Annotated in this window: 19 protein-coding genes; 11 read left to right on the top strand and 8 right to left on the bottom strand. The window is 50.8% G+C overall.

Annotated features, from left to right (window positions below):
* The first annotated feature begins 183 nt into the window (after positions 1 to 183).
* Together DUT67_RS03525 and DUT67_RS03520 are read left to right on the top strand one after the other, a co-directional pair.
* A complete protein-coding gene (locus DUT67_RS03525) occupies positions 184 to 1617 on the top strand; it encodes a glycoside-pentoside-hexuronide (GPH):cation symporter (RefSeq protein WP_113626812.1) in 1434 nt (477 codons plus the stop codon).
* Complete coding sequence (locus DUT67_RS03520) at positions 1595 to 2551, top strand: family 43 glycosylhydrolase (protein ID WP_189339544.1); 957 nt, start codon at positions 1595 to 1597, stop codon at positions 2549 to 2551. Before DUT67_RS03525 ends, DUT67_RS03520 begins: the two co-directional genes overlap by 23 nt.
* Before the next feature lie 24 nt (positions 2552 to 2575).
* Here DUT67_RS03520 and ampE read toward each other — a convergent pair whose 3' ends face one another.
* Both ampE and ampD read right to left on the bottom strand, forming a co-directional pair.
* The gene (gene ampE, locus DUT67_RS03515) at positions 2576 to 3430 is read right to left on the bottom strand and encodes a beta-lactamase regulator AmpE (protein ID WP_113626814.1); all 855 of its coding nucleotides are present in this window, start codon (positions 3428 to 3430) and stop codon (positions 2576 to 2578) included.
* Positions 3427 to 4002: a 1,6-anhydro-N-acetylmuramyl-L-alanine amidase AmpD gene (gene ampD / locus DUT67_RS03510; protein WP_113626815.1), complete on the bottom strand. Its 576-nt coding sequence runs from the start codon at positions 4000 to 4002 to the stop codon at positions 3427 to 3429. The genes ampE and ampD overlap by 4 nt, the downstream gene beginning before the upstream one ends.
* A 526-nt stretch (positions 4003 to 4528) precedes the next feature.
* Between ampD and DUT67_RS03505 the strand changes: the two genes are divergently transcribed.
* The 5 genes from DUT67_RS03505 (at position 4529) to hofC (ending at position 9874) form a co-directional block, all read left to right on the top strand.
* Positions 4529 to 5389, top strand: a complete 861-nt coding sequence (locus DUT67_RS03505; protein WP_113626816.1) for a nucleoside-specific channel-forming protein Tsx — start codon at positions 4529 to 4531, stop codon at positions 5387 to 5389.
* Between the two features lie 144 nt (positions 5390 to 5533).
* Positions 5534 to 6424 carry a carboxylating nicotinate-nucleotide diphosphorylase gene (gene nadC / locus DUT67_RS03500; protein WP_113626817.1) on the top strand — a complete coding sequence of 297 codons (891 nt, stop codon included), beginning with the start codon at positions 5534 to 5536 and terminating at the stop codon, positions 6422 to 6424.
* Between the two features lie 326 nt (positions 6425 to 6750).
* A complete protein-coding gene (gene ppdD / locus DUT67_RS03495; RefSeq protein WP_113626818.1) occupies positions 6751 to 7197 on the top strand; it encodes a prepilin peptidase-dependent pilin in 447 nt (148 codons plus the stop codon).
* A 2-nt stretch (positions 7198 to 7199) separates the two neighbouring features.
* A complete protein-coding gene (gspE, locus tag DUT67_RS03490) occupies positions 7200 to 8672 on the top strand; it encodes a type II secretion system protein GspE (RefSeq protein ID WP_113632752.1) in 1473 nt (490 codons plus the stop codon).
* Positions 8669 to 9874, top strand: a complete 1206-nt coding sequence (gene hofC / locus DUT67_RS03485) for a protein transport protein HofC (RefSeq protein ID WP_113626820.1) — start codon at positions 8669 to 8671, stop codon at positions 9872 to 9874. The genes gspE and hofC overlap by 4 nt, the downstream gene beginning before the upstream one ends.
* 84 nt (positions 9875 to 9958) lie before the next feature.
* Here the strand turns inward: hofC and DUT67_RS03480 are convergent, their stop codons facing one another.
* Positions 9959 to 10999 (bottom strand): GMP reductase, encoded by a 1041-nt coding sequence (locus DUT67_RS03480; RefSeq protein ID WP_113626821.1) that lies wholly within the window; start codon positions 10997 to 10999, stop codon positions 9959 to 9961.
* 292 nt (positions 11000 to 11291) lie between these two features.
* Here DUT67_RS03480 and coaE point away from each other — a divergent pair, with 292 nt between their 5' ends.
* The 3 genes from coaE (at position 11292) to yacG (ending at position 12930) form a co-directional block, all read left to right on the top strand.
* Positions 11292 to 11918, top strand: coding sequence for a dephospho-CoA kinase (gene coaE / locus DUT67_RS03475; protein ID WP_113626822.1), 627 nt, complete (start codon positions 11292 to 11294; stop codon positions 11916 to 11918).
* Complete coding sequence (zapD, locus tag DUT67_RS03470) at positions 11911 to 12663, top strand: cell division protein ZapD (RefSeq protein ID WP_048262328.1); 753 nt, start codon at positions 11911 to 11913, stop codon at positions 12661 to 12663. The genes coaE and zapD overlap by 8 nt, the downstream gene beginning before the upstream one ends.
* A 72-nt stretch (positions 12664 to 12735) precedes the next feature.
* On the top strand, positions 12736 to 12930 hold the full coding sequence (gene yacG / locus DUT67_RS03465; protein WP_039305782.1) for a DNA gyrase inhibitor YacG: 195 nt from the start codon (positions 12736 to 12738) through the stop codon (positions 12928 to 12930).
* Positions 12931 to 12969: 39 nt separating this feature from the next.
* Here the strand turns inward: yacG and mutT are convergent, their stop codons facing one another.
* The 3 genes from mutT to secM all read right to left on the bottom strand — a co-directional run bounded on the left by mutT (position 12970) and on the right by secM (position 16774).
* On the bottom strand, positions 12970 to 13365 hold the full coding sequence (gene mutT, locus DUT67_RS03460) for an 8-oxo-dGTP diphosphatase MutT (RefSeq protein ID WP_113626823.1): 396 nt from the start codon (positions 13363 to 13365) through the stop codon (positions 12970 to 12972).
* A gap of 79 nt (positions 13366 to 13444) precedes the next feature.
* Positions 13445 to 16147, bottom strand: a complete 2703-nt coding sequence (gene secA / locus DUT67_RS03455) for a preprotein translocase subunit SecA (RefSeq protein ID WP_048262332.1) — start codon at positions 16145 to 16147, stop codon at positions 13445 to 13447.
* A gap of 111 nt (positions 16148 to 16258) precedes the next feature.
* The gene (gene secM / locus DUT67_RS03450; RefSeq protein WP_189339540.1) at positions 16259 to 16774 is read right to left on the bottom strand and encodes a secA translation cis-regulator SecM; all 516 of its coding nucleotides are present in this window, start codon (positions 16772 to 16774) and stop codon (positions 16259 to 16261) included.
* 26 nt (positions 16775 to 16800) lie between these two features.
* On the opposite strand from secM, the gene DUT67_RS03445 reads away from it, so the two are divergent.
* Entirely contained in the window at positions 16801 to 17328 is a 528-nt protein-coding gene (locus DUT67_RS03445) for a DUF721 domain-containing protein (RefSeq protein WP_113632751.1), read from the top strand.
* Between the two features lie 12 nt (positions 17329 to 17340).
* Here DUT67_RS03445 and lpxC read toward each other — a convergent pair whose 3' ends face one another.
* Positions 17341 to 18258 carry a UDP-3-O-acyl-N-acetylglucosamine deacetylase gene (gene lpxC / locus DUT67_RS03440; RefSeq protein ID WP_039278868.1) on the bottom strand — a complete coding sequence of 306 codons (918 nt, stop codon included), beginning with the start codon at positions 18256 to 18258 and terminating at the stop codon, positions 17341 to 17343.
* Positions 18259 to 18362: 104 nt separating this feature from the next.
* Positions 18363 to 19514, bottom strand: coding sequence for a cell division protein FtsZ (gene ftsZ / locus DUT67_RS03435; protein ID WP_011095311.1), 1152 nt, complete (start codon positions 19512 to 19514; stop codon positions 18363 to 18365).
* Between the last annotated feature and the right edge of the window lie 34 nt (positions 19515 to 19548).

Here is a 19548-nt window from a genome sequence, read left to right as displayed (position 1 = left end):
ACCTCAGCGTTAACTGCATCTTTTTCCATGGCCGACTCTGTCGGCCATTTTCATATTTGCCATGTCCATCACACTTTTCCTTACCCAACTCATTTGTCCATTTTTGCAACCGATTTCATACGCTCTTTTATCCCTATCGAGAGGAATAATCGTGTTTACACGTTAAGCACAGGAGTCGTATTCATGAAGAACAACGCACTGTCTGTTAAAGAAAAGATCGGCTACGGAATGGGTGATGCGGGATGTAACATGATTGGCGGGGCCATCATGCTATTTCTGAGCTATTTCTACACGGATATCTATGGGCTTTCACCTGCCTTGGTCGGCACTCTGCTACTCTCCATTCGCGTTATCGATGCTGTCACGGACCCGATTATGGGTGCAATCGCCGATCGAACCCAAAGCCGCTGGGGTCGCTTTCGGCCTTACCTGCTTTGGGTCTGCGTACCCTACGTTCTGTTCAGCGTACTCATGTTTACCACACCGGACTGGAGCTACAACGGCAAGGTCATCTATGCCTTCGTCACTTATTTTCTGATGTCACTGACCTACACTGCGATCAACATCCCCTACTGCTCGCTGGGTGGCGTGATCACCGCGGACCCGCATGAGCGGGTTTCCTGTCAATCATACCGCTTCATTATGGTAGGCATTGCCACGCTTATTCTCTCCTCGACGCTGCTGCCAATGGCCGAATGGTTCGGCGGCGAAGACAAAGCGCGCGGTTACCAAATGTCGATGGGTGTGATGGCGATTATTGCCTTATTCATGTTTCTGTTCTGCTTTGCCACCGTTCAGGAGCGGATCAAACCTGCCATCCCCACCAATGACGCGCTAAAAGCAGACTTGAGAGACGTCTGGAAAAATGACCAATGGCCGCGAATCCTGCTATTAACCTTGTGCAACGTCTGCCCAGGATTTATTCGCATGGCGGCCACGATGTACTACGTCACCTGGGTGATGGAAAAATCCGTCTCATTCGCCAGCCTGTTTATCAGTCTCGGCGTCGTCGGCATGATGTTCGGCAGCGCGCTGGCAAAACCGCTTACCGACCGTTTCTGTAAGCTGAAAGTGTTTTTCTGGGTCAACATCGCACTGGCGATCTTCTCCAGCGCCTTCTATTTTTTCAACCCTCACCTAACCAGTTTTATTCTGGTGATGTACTTCCTGCTAAATATCCTGCATCAAATCCCTTCACCGCTCCATTGGTCGCTGATGGCCGATGTGGATGACTACGGCGAGTGGAAAACCGGCAAGCGAATCACGGGGATTAGTTTCTCAGGCAATCTGTTCTTCCTGAAAGTCGGGCTAGCCATTGCAGGGGCGATGGTTGGTTTCCTGCTGTCCTACTATGGTTATGACGCCAATGCCAAACAGCAAAATGCAGAGGCAATGAATGGCATCATTATGTTGTTCACCATCATTCCCGGCGTAGGCTATTTGATCACCGCAGGCGTTGTACGTTTACTGAAAGTCGATCGCCAACTCATGCAGCAAATACAAATTGATCTGGAAAAACGCCGTAACAACTATCGGGAACTGAGCGATAGCCGTGGCGGTCAGGCACTCAACGTCAAAACAGGAGGAAAGAATGATGAACCCACATCAATGGCCTAACCCACTGATTGAACAACGGGCAGACCCTTTCATTCTTCGCCATACGGATGGTCAGTATTATTTTATTGCCTCGGTCCCCGAATACAATCGTCTCGAAATTCGTCGAGCCAGTTCGCTGGAAGCACTTTCCCACGCCACCCCGGTGACGATCTGGCGCAAGCATGAACGCGGCCCCTTAAGCTCGCTGATTTGGGCACCGGAACTGCATGTGATTGATGGCAAATGGTATGTCTATTTCGCCGCAGCACCGACGGAGGAAATCAAAGAGGGTTTATTCCAGCACCGTATGTTTGCATTGGAATGCGCGGATAGCGACCCGCTAACAGGCAACTGGGTTGAAAGAGGACGGATTTACACGCAGTTCGATACCTTCTCACTGGATGCCACGCACTTTGAACATCGGGGAAAGCGCTACTATCTATGGGCGCAAAAAGATCCCGCCATTGCAGGCAACTCGAATCTGTATCTGGCTGAAATGGAAAACCCGTGGACGCTGAAAGGCACGCCCGTCATGTTGAGCAAACCGGAACTGCCGTGGGAAGTGATCGGTTTTAAAGTCAACGAAGGCCCCGCCGTCATTAAGCACGGCGAACGCATCTTTATCACCTATTCAGCCAGCGCTACCGATGAAAATTACTGTATCGGCTTACTGTGGGCGAATGCGGATAGCAATCTGTTGAACCCGACAAGCTGGCATAAATCGCAGCAGCCGGTTTTCACCACCAGTTGGGAAAACCGGCAATTTGGGCCAGGGCATAATAGCTTTACCCAAACAGAAACGGGCGAAGATGTGCTGGTTTACCATGCCCGCAATTACACAGAGATCGAAGGCGATCCGCTGTATGACCCGAACCGCCATACGCGGATTAAAATGTTCAGTTGGGATCGTAACGGCATGCCCGCGTTCGGCGAGCCTCCCGCAGACAGACAATAGATGAGAAACGGGTGCGTTGGGAAATCAGACCAGCGCACCGTATATCGTCAGGAGTGCGACTACGACCACCAGCACCAGCGTCACCTTTTTCGCCAGCGTCACAGCGGCTTTGGGTGTTTCTACCGGCTCGATGTGGGATTCACGCGCCAGAGAAAATTGAGCGAGCTGAGTTAACACCCAGTATTGCGAGCTGCGGGAATCTCCCAGCGATGCGAACCAGGCAGGCAGCGCTTTTTCGCCGTGCCCCAGCAAGGCGTAAGCCGCACCGGCTAAACGAGCGGGAATCCAGTCAAGCCAATGCAGCAAGCTATCAACGCCGGACTGGGCGCGTTCCAGCGGTGTGTTGTGCCGTGCCAGCCAGGTCTGTCTGGCACGTAAAAATGCGTATCCCATCAGCGTAATCGGTCCATAAGGCCCAGCGACGACGAACCAGAATAGCGGGGCTAAATAGAACCGGAAGTTTATCCACAGCAATGCGTTTTGCAGTTCTTTCAATTGCTCACTTTCGCTCGTGCCCACTGGCAGACCGTGAATCAGCGCCAGTTCAGCCGCCATTTCACGGCTGGCGTCCGACTCGCCGCGCTGCGCCGCCTGCAAATAACGCCGATAGTGCTGACGAATTTCACCCGCGCCAATGCACATCAGGCTAATGACGATCCACAGCAAAAGAGAAATCAAGCCAAACAGAATACCGCTCGTTAGCCACAGCAACCCAGCCACCACGCACATACTGCACAGCGTCAGGAACAGCGTTTGAAATAAAGACGGAGGCGAAACATGCCGAAATATCACTTCAAGCCGGTGATCGATCTGCCAGTGCTCTCCCTGCTTGAACAACCGTTCCCATGCCAGCGTAAGCAACAGTGTAAACAGCGTCATTGGTCTAGGCTCCCTTTGTTCTCTGTCCAGTTTTCTTGTAGCAGAAGATGATAGCCGTCCCAGTCAAATGCTGGGCCGGGGTCGGTTTTACGACCTGGAGCGATATCGCTATGCCCGGTAATTCGTGACGGCGTGATGGGGTAATCCCGCATTAATAGGTGCGTAATCGCAGCCAAAGAGTGATATTGCTCCGTGGTAAAAGGCAGCGTATCCGTCCCTTCCAGCTCGATACCAATAGAGAAATCATTGCAGCGTTCACGGCCTTCAAACACCGAGACTCCGGCATGCCAAGCACGTTGATCGAAAGGCACATACTGTGTGGTTTGCCCGTCGCGGCGGATCAGACAGTGTGCCGCCACGCGTAAATGGGAAATATCGGCGAAATAGGGATGTGCCGTAGGATCTAAGGTAGCGGTAAACAGTTGATCAATATACGGACCGCCAAACTCACCCGGCGGCAGGCTGATATTGTGAATCACCAGTAAAGAAGGCACCTCATTATTCGGGCGACCATCATAATGCGGTGAAGGCGTGTGTGTAATATCGGATAACCAGCCATTTTCCAAAAGCATCGGCGATAACCTCGCATCGTATCGTTAGCCGGCTGAATCAGGCGAAAAATCAATTATACCCGTAATACTTCAAGCTGCATGTGCGTTGGCTGCGTTCACTCACCCGAATCACTTACCTGAGTAAGCTCATCGGGATTCCCTCTCTTGCCGCCTTCCTGCAACTCGAATTATTTGGGGTATAGAACCCAAAATCCTTGTATCCAAGATACCATGTTTCACGCCATCCTATCTATCCAACTAGATATCAATAGGTTTTACCATTCGTTTTGCGATTTTTCTGCGATTTTCCCGTCAACATTCAACCTCTACATCCTTTTTAGCAACGTAAAATCCCCAACACTATTATGTGATAAAAATCACATTACAAATGTAATATTGCAATAAAAGGCAATCGTTTTCGTGCATTGCGTCTATTTTTACTTAAAATGCATGACAAAATTATCTTCTGATTTTTTTAGATATTACCAAAACTTATTTTGCGGTCTTACGCACGACGTAAATAACGTCTAACACGATGGTACTTAACATGAAAAAAACTTTCGCCGCTGGTGCCTTGCTGGCACTGTCATGCTCAATGCCGGTACTGGCCGACAGCAATAAAGCCGAATACCTATCCGACTGGTGGCATCAGAGCATTAACGTCGTCGGCAGCGCCCACACGCGCTTCGGGCCACAACTGAACAGCACGACCTACCTGGAATATGAAGCATTTGCGCGTAAAGACTGGTTCGATTTCTACGGCTACGCCGATGCGCCTAAATTTTTCGGTGGCGATCCCGACAGCCGTGGCATTTGGGACAAGGGCTCTCCGCTGTTTGTCGAGATCGAACCGCGCTTCTCTATTGATAAACTGACAGGAGCTGATCTGAGCTTTGGTCCGTTCAAAGAGTGGTACATCGCCAATAACGTTATCTACGATCAGGGCCGCAATAGTGGTTCACGTCAGAGCACCTGGTACATGGGCTTAGGCACCGATATTGATACCGGCACCGATCTGTCTCTCTCATTGAACGGCTATGCCAAATACCAATGGCAGAACTACGGCGCAGCGAACGAAAATGAGTGGGACGGCTACCGTGTAAAAGTAAAATACTCTTACCCGCTGGGCTCGCTGATGGGCGGCAATGTCTCTTATATCAGCTTCACCAATTTCGATTTCGGTTCAGAACTGCGTGATAAATCGAATTCAAGCCGCACGAACAACTCCATTGCCTCCAGCCATATTTTGGCACTGGGCTACGACCACTGGCACTACTCTTTCGTCGCACGTTATTTCCACAACGGCGGCCAATGGGCTGATGGCGCAGAACTCAATTTCGGCAAAGGCCCGTTTGAAGTGAAATCTACCGGCTGGGGCTACTATCTGGTTGTCGGTTACAACTTCTAAAATGACATCTCCTTTCCGGCGAACGCACATGTTCGCCGGAAGGTTAATAACAGTAACAGTCTGAATTGTAATAATTATTCATTCTGGATGTCCTGATATAAACAAGGTAGCATAGACCTCCGAATCCCCCTTCGGAGTTTTGTCATGTCAACGCGTCGCTACAGTCAGGAACAACGCCAAAAAACCTTGCTTGCTCGTATTGCACAAGATATCCCCGCCAGCGTGCAATTGGCCTTGCGTGAAGATTTAGGTGGCATCGTCGATGCTAATCAAGATATTACCGCGCTTCTGTTACCCGACAACGAGATCGTCAGCGCACGCATTATCACGCGTGAAGCAGGTATCTTCTGCGGTACGCGTTGGCTTGAGGAAGTCTTTTCTCAATTGGGCAACACGACAACGATCGTCTGGCACGTCGCCGATGGCGAAGCCATCACTCCCAACCAAACGCTGTGTGATATCACCGGACCAGCCAAACAGCTTTTAACGGGTGAACGCACGGCGCTGAATTTCCTGCAAACTCTGTCCGGCGTCGCAACCGAAACCAGCCGCTATGTTGCCGTGTTGCAGGGAACGCGCACCCGGTTGCTGGATACGCGCAAAACTCTGCCAGGGCTGCGAACCGCGCTGAAATACGCGGTATCCTGCGGCGGCGGAGATAACCATCGGCTCGGTTTATCCGATGCTTTCCTGATCAAGGAAAACCATATCATCGCCGCGGGTTCAATCAAAAATGCAGTAGAAAAAGCGCAGGTTTTACGCAGCGATGTTCCCGTTGAAGTGGAAGTCGAATCGCTGGGTGAATTGCAACAGGCGTTAGACGCTGGCGCAGATATCATCATGCTGGATAATTTCAGCCTGGATGACATCCGGGAAGCGGTGAACTTAACGCAAGGCCGTGCGCTGCTGGAGATATCCGGTAATGTCACCCTAGACACGCTGCGCGGCTATGCCGAAACCGGTGTGGACTATATTTCGGTAGGAGCGTTAACCAAGCACGTACAGGCACTGGATTTATCCATGCGCTTTATCTAATCACATCCCTATTTCTACCGACGAGGTGCCATTTCGCACCTCGTTCGCATTTCTTCATCTCACCCTCCCCATCACATCGTAACAATACGGCTTCCCAGCTCCGCACGGACTTCCTGTCCTGATAATGTGAATAATGCGTACCTATCCGCAAAAATTTTTCAATCCTCTGCAAATTCCTAAAAATATGTCGTAGCGCTTTCCTGTTTTCATTTTCCCTGCTCGTCAGCCTTCACTCCCTTTTCTATGCTGCCAGTCATTCGTATGAATTGGTGCATCGCTATCTTTGTGCATCACAAAAATTTATACCCAACAACAGGGAAATCAACATGACAAAACAACAAGGATTCACACTGATTGAGCTGATGATCGTCATTGCGATCATAGCCATCCTCAGCGCCATTGGCGTGCCAGCCTATCAAGGCTATCTGCAAAAAGCAGCGCTGACAGACATGCTACAAACAATGGTGTCTTATAAAACACCAGTCGATCTCTGCGGTCTGGAAAATGCTGCTTTTACTGCCTGCAACATAGGAAATCAGGGAATTCCGAGCAGTAAATCTTCACGCTATGTCAGTGCTGTTAGCGTCGCTCAAGGAGTCATTACGCTAACTGGGCAATCCACGCTGCTAGGGCTGCGAGTTGTTCTGACGCCAACGTGGGATACCGAAACGGGCGCTTCACGCTGGACGAAAAACTGTGCCACGGATGACGGCGCAGAGAGCCTACAATCCGCCTGTCAGGACGTTTTCCGTTTCGATAATACGGCTGGTTAATCATGACTGATTCGTCCTTCTCCTCCGAGCATGTACTCAGCGAGCTACAGACACTGTGCCGACGTTATCAGGCATTACTACTTAACCTCGATGAACAAACGCTGTCAGTTGCCGTCACCACGTCTCCTTCTGCGGAGATGATTGCCGCACTGCGTTTCGCCAGCAATCGTCGAATTATGGTGGAACAATGGCCACAGGCCAGAATGGAACAACAGCTTAATCCAGTGAATGCCGTTGCCGAACCCACAGAGACTTACCAAACCAGCGCCGATCGTTCCAGCACCGGGCAACAGGATCAGGATGACGCCTCCCCAGTCGCGCAATTTATCCATCAAACGCTGCGCCTCGCCGTTCAGCGCCGCGCTTCTGATATCCACTTTGAGCCGTTGTCAGACAGCTATCGTGTGCGGCTACGGATTGACGGTGTGTTGCAGGCAATATCCGCGCCCCCTCCCGAGCTGGCAAACCGAATTACCGCGCGACTGAAAATCATGGGTAAGTTGAATATTGCCGAAAGGCGATTACCGCAAGACGGTCAATTCAGCCTGATGCTGGATCAACAAGCCTACTCGTTACGCATCGCTACCCTTCCCGTACAACAGGGAGAAAAAGTCGTACTGCGTATTTTGCAAACGCACCAGCAAGAACTGGCGCTGGATAAGCTCGGGCTCACCGCAAAAGCATTGCAGCAGGTTATTAGCGTGCTGAGCGCTGCACAAGGCATGCTGTTAGTCACTGGCCCAACGGGTAGTGGAAAAACGGTGACGCTTTATAGCGCAATACGCTGGCTGAACGATATCAGCCGCAATATCTGTAGCGTGGAAGATCCCGTCGAAATCCCTTTGCAGGGAATCAACCAAACGGCGATCAATCCTAAAGCCGAGCTGGGATTTGGTCGAATTTTACGTGCGCTGCTGCGGCAGGATCCAGACGTCATTATGATTGGTGAGATTCGCGATACCGAAACCGCAGAAATTGCAGTAAAAGCCGCACAAACCGGCCATCTTGTCATGTCCACGCTACATACCAATTCTGCCGTAGAAACCCTGACTCGACTCAGTCATCTGGGCATTCCCGGCTATCTGTTAGCCGCAGCGCTAAAGCTCATCGTCGCACAGCGTCTTGTTCGTCGGTTATGCCCGCACTGTAAGACACCGGGAGAGCCCCTACTCTCCCTGCCAAGCAACATATGGCAAGGGCCATTACTCCATTGGCAAGCCAGCGGCTGTAACCACTGTTTCTCTGGCTACTATGGGCGCGTCGCGCTCTATGAATTGCTCCCCATCACACCGGATTTTCAGGCAGCGTTAGCAGGCAACGCCAGCGTAGGGGAATTATCTGCCCTGTCACGCAACTCAGGTTTCCCAACACTACTGGCAGCAGGACTGGATCTGGTCAATGACGGCCTAACCTCACTTGCCGAAGTCTATCGTGTTGTAGGCGATGAACACTCAATAAATCAGGAAGCGCAATGAAGCTAGAACGCTTGTATCACTGGCAGGGCATCACGTCCGAGGGAGAATTTGCCGAAGGTGAGCTCATCAGCACACACCGCCAGCACGTCTATGCCAGCCTAATCACACAAGGCTACCAACCGCTTCTCGTAAAAGTCGGTCATTACCTGTCGCTCCGCTACTGGAAGCGCGAACAGCTCGGCGAGTTAATCAAACAGCTCGCTGCCCTGCTACAAGCAGGATTGCCGCTGCTGGAAGCATTAAAACTGGTGTCAGAACAGCATGAGCGCCCCGGCTGGCGCTGCGTATTACGAGACGTTCGCACTCAGGTTGCTCAAGGAAGTTCGCTATCTGAGGCATTGCACGTCTACCCTCATATCTTTCCCGTTCTGTACCGCACCCTCATTGCCGTCGGCGAATTAACAGGGAAACTAGATACATGCTGCCTACAGCTAGCTCAGCAGCAAGAAAAACAATCCAGACTGCAACAGAAAGTCATCAAGGCGTTACGCTATCCCTGTTTTGTTTTAGCCATCGCCATGTTGGTCAGTATGATGATGTTGATTCTGGTTTTACCTGAATTTGCGACGCTCTACTCCTCGTTTAACGCGCCATTACCGTGGTTTACCCGGCAGTTGCTTCATCTGGCAGACATCATCGCTGGTTACGGATTCATTGGGCTACTGGTACTGAGTTGTTTGAGTGTGGGATATGCCCGATTGAGGCAGAAAAAACCATTATGGAAAATAAGGGAACAAGAATGGTTGCTGAAGCTTCCCGTGGTATCCAGCCTGCTACGCGGTAAATCGCTGAATCAGATATTTACTATTCTGGCGATGACGCAACATGCGGGTTTGACGCTTCCTGAAGGGCTGGATGCCGCCGCAACGATCCGTCACCCGCTTTATCAGGCCGCGATTCAACAAATACAATCGCAGTTGCATCAGGGCACGTCGCTATACCATGCCACACAACATCACGCTGCGCTGTTTCCTGCACCTTGTCCACAGTTGATTCGCGTTGGCGAAGAAACCGGTGCGCTGGATGCGATCTTTACACAACTGGCAGAATGGCACGAGGGACGGGTACAACAGCAGGCAGACATGCTGACACAAACGCTGGAGCCGTTACTGATGATGGTCGTAGGGGGAATGGTCGGGGCGCTGGTGATTGGCATGTATTTACCTATCTTCCAACTGGGGAATGTATTGGCCGGTGCCTGAACCGACCAATACGACACGACAACGTCTACAAATCAGATCGCGCCACCACCGTTAACAGCGGAAAGACGGAATCTGAAGACACAACTATCCGTTGAAAATACGATTTTCCTGCTCGGCTACGCGAATAAACGTTGTGCGCTTCGTTAGCTCTTTCAAACGGGATGCACCGACATAGGTACAGGCTGAACGCAAGCCACCAAGGATATCGCGTACGGTATTATCTACCGGACCGCGCAGTGGCAGTTTCACGGTTTTTCCTTCTGCGGCACGGTACTCCGCCACGCCGCCGACGTGACGTTCCATCGCAGATGCGGAACTCATCCCGTAGAACAACATCATTTTCTCACCGTTTTCTTCAACGATGGTTCCTTCACATTCATCATGTCCTGCCAGCATACCGCCCAGCATGACAAAATCGGCTCCGCCACCGAATGCTTTCGCAACATCACCGGGCATCGCGCAACCGCCATCGCTCACGATTTGTCCGCCGAGACCATGCGCTGCATCAGCACATTCAATCACTGCGGAAAGCTGAGGGTAACCCACCCCCGTTTTAACACGCGTTGTGCAGACAGAACCGGGGCCAATACCGACTTTCACGATATCCGCGCCAGAGAGAATGAGTTCTTCCACCATTTCACCCGTCACCACGTTTCCCGCACAGATAACCTTGTCTGGACAGGCCTCACGCACTTTTTGTAGGAACGTGACAAAGTGCTCAGAATAACCATTTGCTACATCGATACAGATAAATTTCAGTTCAGACGACAGCGCCAGAATTTGCTTTAACTTGATGAAATCAGCATCAGATGTCCCGCTCGAGACCATGACATGGCGTAATACCGACTCTGGTGCACGCTGCACAAACTGGGACCATTGTTCGACAGAATAGTGTTTATGGACAGCCGTCAGGACATCAAAAGAGGCCAGGATCTCCGCCATACTAAACGTACCCACGGTATCCATATTGGCGGCGATAATCGGAACACCGGACCAGTTGCCTCCGGCGTGAAGGAAGGTGAATTGACGTTCTAGTTCAACGTCAGAGCGGCTTTTCAGCGTCGAACGCTTTGGCCGGATGAGAACGTCTTTAAAGCCTAACTTTAAATCTTCTTCAATACGCATGAGGTTCGAGTTCCTGGTGAGTGACGGCGGAATGCTCAGTATCGTTACTGGGCATAATCATGTTTGAAAAAATAATGCCCTTTACCAGTGACGTTATCATACGCAGGAATAATCCTGCGGCAAGACTGCGATTTTCACTTTATTTGGGATAAAATCAGAAAAATTTACCTATTGCCTAACAAGATGATAGCGTGGAGCAAACCACGGCTTATGCCTGATTGGCTCAAGGGAGTGGAAATGTATCCCTCTCCCTTGAAAATAGTAGAAATGTTAATTTTTCAACACGGGTGCAATGACATACATCGTAGCCTTAACGGGCGGTATCGGCAGCGGGAAAAGCACCGTAGCCGACGAATTTGCCAAATTAGGGGCCACTATCGTTGATGCAGATATCATCGCGCGTCAGGTAGTCGAACCTGGAAAACCCGCACTGGATGCCATTAGGCTCCGGTTTGGCGATCCCGTGCTCAATGACGATGGTTCATTGAACCGTACCGCGCTGCGCCAACGAATTTTCTCCTCGCCAGAGGAGAAACAGTGGCTGAATAATTTGCTGCATCCGTTGATCCATCAGGAAACACAGACCCGGTTTCAGACCATATCCACACCGTACATTCTGTGGGTCGTCCCTTTACTGGTGGAGAACGGTTTACAACAGCGAGCACAACGTATTCTAGTCGTCGATGTAGATAGAGAAACACAGCTTGAACGCACACTGGCCCGCGATGGAATCAGTCTGCAGCAAGCAGAAAACATACTGGCAGCACAGGCAACCCGAGAACAGCGCCTGGCTTGTGCCGATGATATTATTGATAACAGTCGCTGCCCAAACGAGCTGGCTCCACAGGTTGCGGAATTACACCGCCATTACCTGGAGTTAGCCGCCTCCGCAGCCGACAGGATGGCTAAGAATGAGTGACGCTTCCTCAACGATTTTATTTGAATATCCGCTGAACGAAAAAACACGTACCTGGTTGCGTATCGAGTCATTACTGCAGCAGTTGCATCAAAACCACTCCCTGACCGATATGGGAAGTGCTCTGACATTTTTTCGCGCTATCGCCGAGTTGCTTGATGTGCTGGAACGCGGAGATGTACGCACCGAATTGCTGAAAGAATTGGAGCGCCAACAGCAAAAACTGCTGCAATGGAGTGATGTGCCGGGCGTTGATATGGAGCGCATCCACTCGCTACGACGTCAGTTGAAAGATCTGTCCAGTACGCTAATGGCAGCACCGCGGATGGGGCAATTCTTACGTGAGGATCGCCTGATTGGCATGGTACGCCAGCGGCTCGGTATTCCCGGCGGGTGTTGCAGTTTCGACTTGCCAACGCTACATAGCTGGCTACATCAGCCTCAGGATCTGCGCGAGAAATTGGTTTCAGGCTGGCTTAATTCTTTGTCACCACTCAAACAAGCGCTGGATATGATCCTGGAACTCATCCGCCACTCAGGGATATTCCGACCGCAGACCAGCCTGAATGGTTTCTTTCAGGACAATGCCTCTGATGCGGATCTGCTGCGTTTGCGTCTTGAACAGATGCATCAACTCTATCCACAGATATCCGGCCATAAGACGCGCTATGCCATCCGTTTTCTGCCATTAGATAGCGAAAACGGCCATATTCCGCCTCGTTTAACGTTTGAACTGGCCTGCTGTTAGACTCAGCCCTGATAAACGAAAACGTGTTAAGCATCAAATAGGTATTCAGTACAAATAGAGTGAAAAAAATTTATGACAACAGAGATTACGACGGTGAAGTGCCCAACCTGCAAGCAGGCGGTCATCTGGGATGAAAACAGCATCTATCGCCCATTTTGCAGCAAACGTTGTCAGCTCATCGATTTGGGCGAATGGGCTGATGAAGAAAAGCGCATTCCGAGTGATGATATGGTTTCAGACAGTGAAGACTGGAGCGAAACGCGCTAATAGCTACGTTTCGCGATAACGACTTCAGACAGGATTCAATTAAAGCGACTTCAGCCAGCGGATCATCTCCGCATTCGCTGGCGGAAACTCCTCCTCACGTAATTCTTCTACGCTCATCCAGCGAGATTCCTGACCTTCTCGGCCATAGGGCTCCCCTTTCCACGTTTCAACCAGAAAGAAATGAAGCGTGATGATTCTCTCCGGCGTAGAAAACGTTTTATCGTTTAGCGGCTGAGGGGCGATGGCCTCGATACCCGTTTCTTCGTGCAGTTCACGAATCAGAGCCTGCTCGGGGGTCTCTCCCACTTCAACTTTACCGCCGGGAAACTCCCACATCCCTGCCATATGAACACCATCAGGGCGACGAGCAATGAAATATTGCTGTTCCGTATTGCGGATGATGCCCACCGCGACGGATAACTGTTTTTGCGTCATGACAATTCCTATCAGATTCTTATCAAGTAAAAGGCGGTCAATGACCGCCTTTGTACTTATCACATTTTAATCACTGGATTTAGCTCTGCAAGCGGCCGTGGCACTGCTTATATTTCTTGCCTGAGCCACATGGGCAAGGATCGTTACGTCCAATTTTACGGTCTGCCTGCGCCGGTGACCCCGTATTTAGGCTGTCTTCTTCCTGATGACTAAACTGCTGCTGCTGCGCCAAACGCTCTGCTTCTTCACGGCGTTGCAGCTCCAGCGCTTCGATTTCTTCCGGCATTCTCACCTGAACTTTGCTCAACGTACTGATCACTTCATATTTCAGTGATTCCAACATCGCGGCAAACATAGAGAACGACTCACGCTTATATTCTTGTTTCGGATCTTTCTGTGCATATCCACGCAGGTGGATGCCCTGACGCAGGTAATCCATTGCCGCCAGATGCTCTTTCCACAGGGAGTCCAGCGTCTGCAGCATCACGCCTTTCTCGAAGTTGCGCATGACTTCATTGCCAACCACTTCTTCTTTGCGGTGATAAACTTCAAGCGCCTGTTGGAAAATACGCTCACGCAGCGTTTCTTCGTGCAGTTCAGGCTCTTTATCCAGCCACGCCTTGATCGGCATATCCAGATCGAAATCGTTCTTCAGGCGCTGTTCCAGACCTTCCGTATCCCACATCTCTTCCAGAGACTGCGGCGGAATATAGCTGTCGATGGTCGTTTTAAATACATCTTCACGAATACTGGTGATGGTTTCACTGATATCGGACACGTCCAGCAGCTCGTTACGCTGCGTGTAGATCGCACGACGTTGATCGCTCGCTACATCATCGTATTCCAACAGCTGTTTACGAATATCAAAGTTACGGCTTTCTACTTTGCGCTGGGCGTTAGCAATCGCCTTGGTGACCCACGGGTGCTCAATGGCTTCACCTGGTTTCATACCCAATTTACGCATCATGTTAGAAACACGATCGGAGGCAAAAATACGCATCAGCGCATCTTCCATCGACAGGTAGAAACGTGATGAACCCGCATCCCCCTGACGACCGGAACGACCACGAAGCTGGTTATCGATACGACGAGATTCATGGCGCTCAGTACCGATAATGTGCAAACCGCCCGCCGTCAGCACGGCATCATGACGCACTTTCCAGGCTGCTTTAATTTCTGCAATTTGCTCATCATCTGGGTTTTCCAGATGTGCCACTTCTGCTTGCCAGCTACCGCCCAATACGATGTCCGTACCACGACCGGCCATGTTGGTTGCGATAGTGACAGCGCCAGACTGGCCCGCCTGAGCGACGATGTCTGCTTCCATCGCGTGGAACTTCGCATTCAATACATTGTGTTTGATTCCCGCTTTCTCCAACGCTTGAGAAACCACTTCGGATTTCTCAATGGAGATCGTACCGACCAGAATCGGTTGACCTTTTACGGAGCGGTCTTTGATATCTTCAATGATGGCATCGATTTTTTCCTGCTCGGTCATGTAGACCAGATCAGGCAAGTCTTTACGAATCATCGGACGGTTGGTCGGCACCACAATCGTATCCAGCTTATAAATGGAGCTGAATTCGAAGGCTTCGGTATCTGCCGTACCGGTCATACCCGCCAATTTTTCATACAGACGGAAGTAGTTTTGGAAGGTAATGGAAGCCAGCGTCTGGTTTTCATTCTGAATGGCCACCTTCTCTTTCGCCTCTACAGCCTGATGCAGACCATCGGACCAGCGACGTCCTTGCATGGTACGGCCTGTGTGTTCGTCAACGATGATAACTTCACCGTCTTTCACAATGTAATCCACATCACGGGCAAACAGCACATGCGCACGCAGCGCGGCGGTAACATGGTGCATCAGCATAATGTTCGTCGGAGAGTACAGTGATTCCCCTTCTTCCATAATGCCTTCTTTCACCAACAGCTCTTCTACCAGAACCAGACCACGCTCGGTGAGGTTCACCTGACGCGCTTTCTCATCAACAGAGAAGTGACCTTCGCCGTGGAAGGTATCCGAATCTTCTTTATCCTGACGAATGAGGTGAGGAATAATTTTATTGACGCTGATATAAAGCTCGGAGCTATCTTCAGCCGGGCCGGAAATAATCAGCGGCGTACGTGCTTCATCGATCAGGATGGAGTCAACCTCATCCACCAGCGCGTAGTACAGCTTACGCTGCACACGTTCTTCCGGGCTGAACGCCATGTTATCGCGCAGGTAGTCAAAACCGTATTCGTTATTGGTACCGTAGGTGATGTCCGCAGCATAAGCTTCACGCTTCGCTGGTGCAGGCATCCCCGGCAGGTTGATACCCACGCTCAGGCCAAGGAATTCAAACAAAGGACGGTTATTTTCGGCATCACGCTGTGCCAGATAATCGTTCACAGTAACCACGTGTACGCCACGGCCAGTCAGCGCGTTCAGGTACGCAGGTAACGTTGCCGTCAGCGTTTTACCTTCACCAGTACGCATCTCCGCAATGCAACGTTCGTTCAGTACCATACCGCCGAGAAGCTGCACGTCGAAGTGACGCATGCCAAAGACACGCTTACTGGATTCACGCACCACGGCGAAGGCTTCTGGGAGCAAGTTTTCCAGCTTTTCGCCTTTTTCCAGACGAACACGGAACTCCAGCGTTTTCGCTTGAAGTTCCTCATCTGAAAGTTTTTCCATTTCTGGTTCTAAGCGGCTAATAACATCAACATTTTTACGCATACGACGCAGCGTACGATCGTTACGGCTACCAAAAATTTTGGTTAGAATATTCATGACCATAATAGTTTTAATCTCACAAGTGCCACGTATCCAGTGGCAACACAATATCTAAAACCTGAGAAACTCAGCGAAAACGGGAGAAATTTCTTCAGCTAATTATCCATTACACTTTCAGCTGAGAAAATAGGGCCCTGCACGGATGCCGCGAATTTGGGCAAGCCAGATGCCGATTTGATGATGTGCCTGAGGATAAAAAGTGACTCGCCCAGCGTGGGGAGAGATCACAAAGGGGTACTGGAAATCCTGCGTCAGTAACGCATTTAACGTATCCAGTAAGACCAGAGAATGGGGCTGTAGGTCGTCAACCTGTTGCGTATTGACTGCCTGTGGCGTCGTCAACGCAAAAGAAAGATGGCGAATTACCGTACGAATCGCATGCTGATGCCAGTAATCAACGCTATAGGACGAGCGTCGATGCGCTTCTTTGAGCGCCACCAGATCGGTAAGGCTTAGTGATACACTATTCTGGCGACTAACGCTTGAGGTCGAATTAGGGAGTGAGGCAATATCCTGTGAGTCGTTCAGGCTTGTCGGCAGACCAAGACTCGCCGCGACCATCCCTAATAAGAGATGCGGCCAGAAATAACGTCTGCCAAATTGTCGCCAACGATTTAGAATACCAATCACGAGTAACATCCACCGGAGCCAGGCCTATGCGTGATAGCCGCCCACAATCACTGGAATTTCTGTTTGATAGCGCATCAATGTCGGGTAAAGGCCCGCTACAAGATGTGCAACAGCGCGCTATCGCCTTATTAAAACTCAACCGTGCCGTACGCGGATTACTGCCTGCACCGTTGCACCCATGGTGCCGCGTCGCTAATTACCGGCAAGGTTTGCTGATACTAGAAACCGCCAACGCCAGTTGGCTTATGCGGTTACGTTACGAACAGCCTGCGTTGCTCTCTGCATTACGCGCACAAATACTACCATCATTGGCTTCAATCGACATCAGGATTAATCCAACGCTTGCCGCAAAAGGGCATGAAATCGTGAAAAATAGTGACATTTCAGCGACGGAAAATAGCGAGGGCAAACCGTTGCGTCAATTGAGTGAGCAAAGTGCGGAGACATTGAGGACGTTAGCAGGCAATAGCCCAGAAAAACTCAGAAAGATATTAGAACGACTGGCTTCACTGGCCGGAGAGAGTACCAGTAAAACCAGTCGTAATAAGAAGTGATTACTTCAGGCGTTACGCCAGCACGATAGACGGTGCTTTAAACGCCAGTGGCATTTCAGCTTCGTCTTCAAAGGTCACGTATTCCCACGCTTCCTGATTTGCCAGCACAGCTTGCAACAATTTGTTGTTGAGAGCATGGCCAGATTTAAATGCAGAAAACGCACCGATGATGTTATGGCCACACATAAACAGGTCGCCAATGGCGTCCAGCATTTTATGGCGGACAAACTCATCTTCAAAACGCAGACCGTCTTCATTCAGTACGCGGTAATCGTCAACGACGATGGCACAATCCATACTGCCGCCCAGGCACAACCCACGAGACTGCAAGTATTCGATATCGCGCATGAAACCGAACGTACGCGCACGGCTGATCTGGCGAACAAACGCATCAGCAGAGAAATCCAAACGATAGCGTTGGTTGCCCGCATCAATCGCCGGGTGGTTGAAGTCGATAGTGAAATCCAAGCTGAAACCGTTAAACGGTTTCATTTCGGCCCACTTGTCGCCGTCTTCAACGCGAACTGGCTGTTTGATACGTACAAATTTCTTGGCGCAGTTCAGCTCTTCGATACCCGCATCTAACAGCAGGTAAACGAATGGGCTGGCGCTGCCATCCATAATTGGAATTTCTGGTGCGTCAACATCAATGACAATATTGTCAATGCCCAACCCTGCAAGCGCAGCGTTAAGATGCTCCACCGTAGAAATACGCACGTCATGCTCATTAACCAGGCAAGTACAGAGCATGGTATCACGCACGGATTTTGCATCAGCCGGAAAATCAACCGGGGGATTCAAGTCTGTGCGGCGATAGATGACCCCGGTATTTGCCGGTGCAGGACGCATGGTCAAAGTGACCTTCTTGCCGGTATGTAACCCGACACCAGTCGCCTGAACAATACGTTTTAATGTACGTTGTTTGATCATCATTTTATCTCGCATGTTACTGAACCTACCGACCTAGTATATACCAAGCTCGGTGGCACAGTTTAGCACAAAGAGCGGAGATTCCAACGTTATCTGGCAGCAAATTAGTCTGCCTGCTTACGCAGAAACGCCGGGATATCCAGATAGTCTGGCTCTTTATTCGTCTGCGGATTCTGGTCATTAACCACTTTAGCAGCCGGTTTTTCCTGCGCCAGCGGCGTCATACCGTGTTGCTGATAACGATGATCCATCACAGGTTGGCTGGCCTGTTTGTTCGTCACCAGAGTAATCTCAGGACGTTTGTCCATGCCGATACCGGTCGCAACAACCGTTACACGCAGTTCATCATTCATTTCCGGATCAAGCGACGTACCGATTACTACGGTCGCATTGTCGGACGCGAATGCACGAATGGTGTTACCTACTGTCTCGAACTCATCCAGACGCAGGTCAAAGCCTGCCGTGATGTTGACCAACACGCCACGTGCGCCAGACAGATCGATATCTTCCAACAGTGGGCTGGATATCGCCATTTCAGCCGCTTCTTCTGCACGGTCTTCACCACGCGCAACACCGGAACCCATCATGGCATAACCCATTTCGGACATTACGGTACGCACGTCTGCAAAGTCGACGTTCATCAGGCCCGGACGCGTGATCAGCTCGGCAATACCTTGCACCGCACCTTTCAGTACATCATTTGCCGCGCCAAATGCATCCAGCAGCGAGATGCCGCGTCCCAGCACTTTCAGCAGTTTGTCGTTTGGAATCGTGATCAGCGAGTCGACGTGCTTAGACAGCTCGGCGATACCCTGCTCCGCAAACGCCATACGCTTTTTGCCTTCAAAGTTGAAAGGCTTGGTCACCACAGCAACGGTCAGAATGCCCAGGTCTTTTGCTACTTCGGCCACAACCGGTGCAGCACCTGTGCCCGTACCGCCGCCCATACCAGCAGCGATAAACACCATGTCTGCACCTTCTAGTGCTGCACGCAGTGCTTCGCGATCTTCTTCAGCCGAATTACGGCCAACTTCCGGGTTAGCGCCTGCGCCCAGACCTTTAGTGATGCCACTACCGATCTGAATCGTCTGGCCAACAGCCGTTTTACGTAATGCCTGCGCATCCGTGTTGACCGCAAAGAATTCGACGCCTTCGATGCGCTCGCGCACCATGTGTTCGACGGCGTTACCGCCGCCGCCGCCGACGCCGATGACTTTAATCACCGCGTCGTTGGTTAATTCCATTGGTTCAAACATAATTTCTCTCCGTTTGTGCCTGTAACTGCGAGAT

Origin of the sequence: Pectobacterium peruviense (assembly GCF_003312355.2) — a bacterium.
GTDB classification, from domain to species: domain Bacteria; phylum Pseudomonadota; class Gammaproteobacteria; order Enterobacterales; family Enterobacteriaceae; genus Pectobacterium; species Pectobacterium peruviense.
The sequence above is the reverse complement of the archived record's forward strand: the minus strand, read 5'-3'. Positions and strand labels throughout refer to the sequence as shown.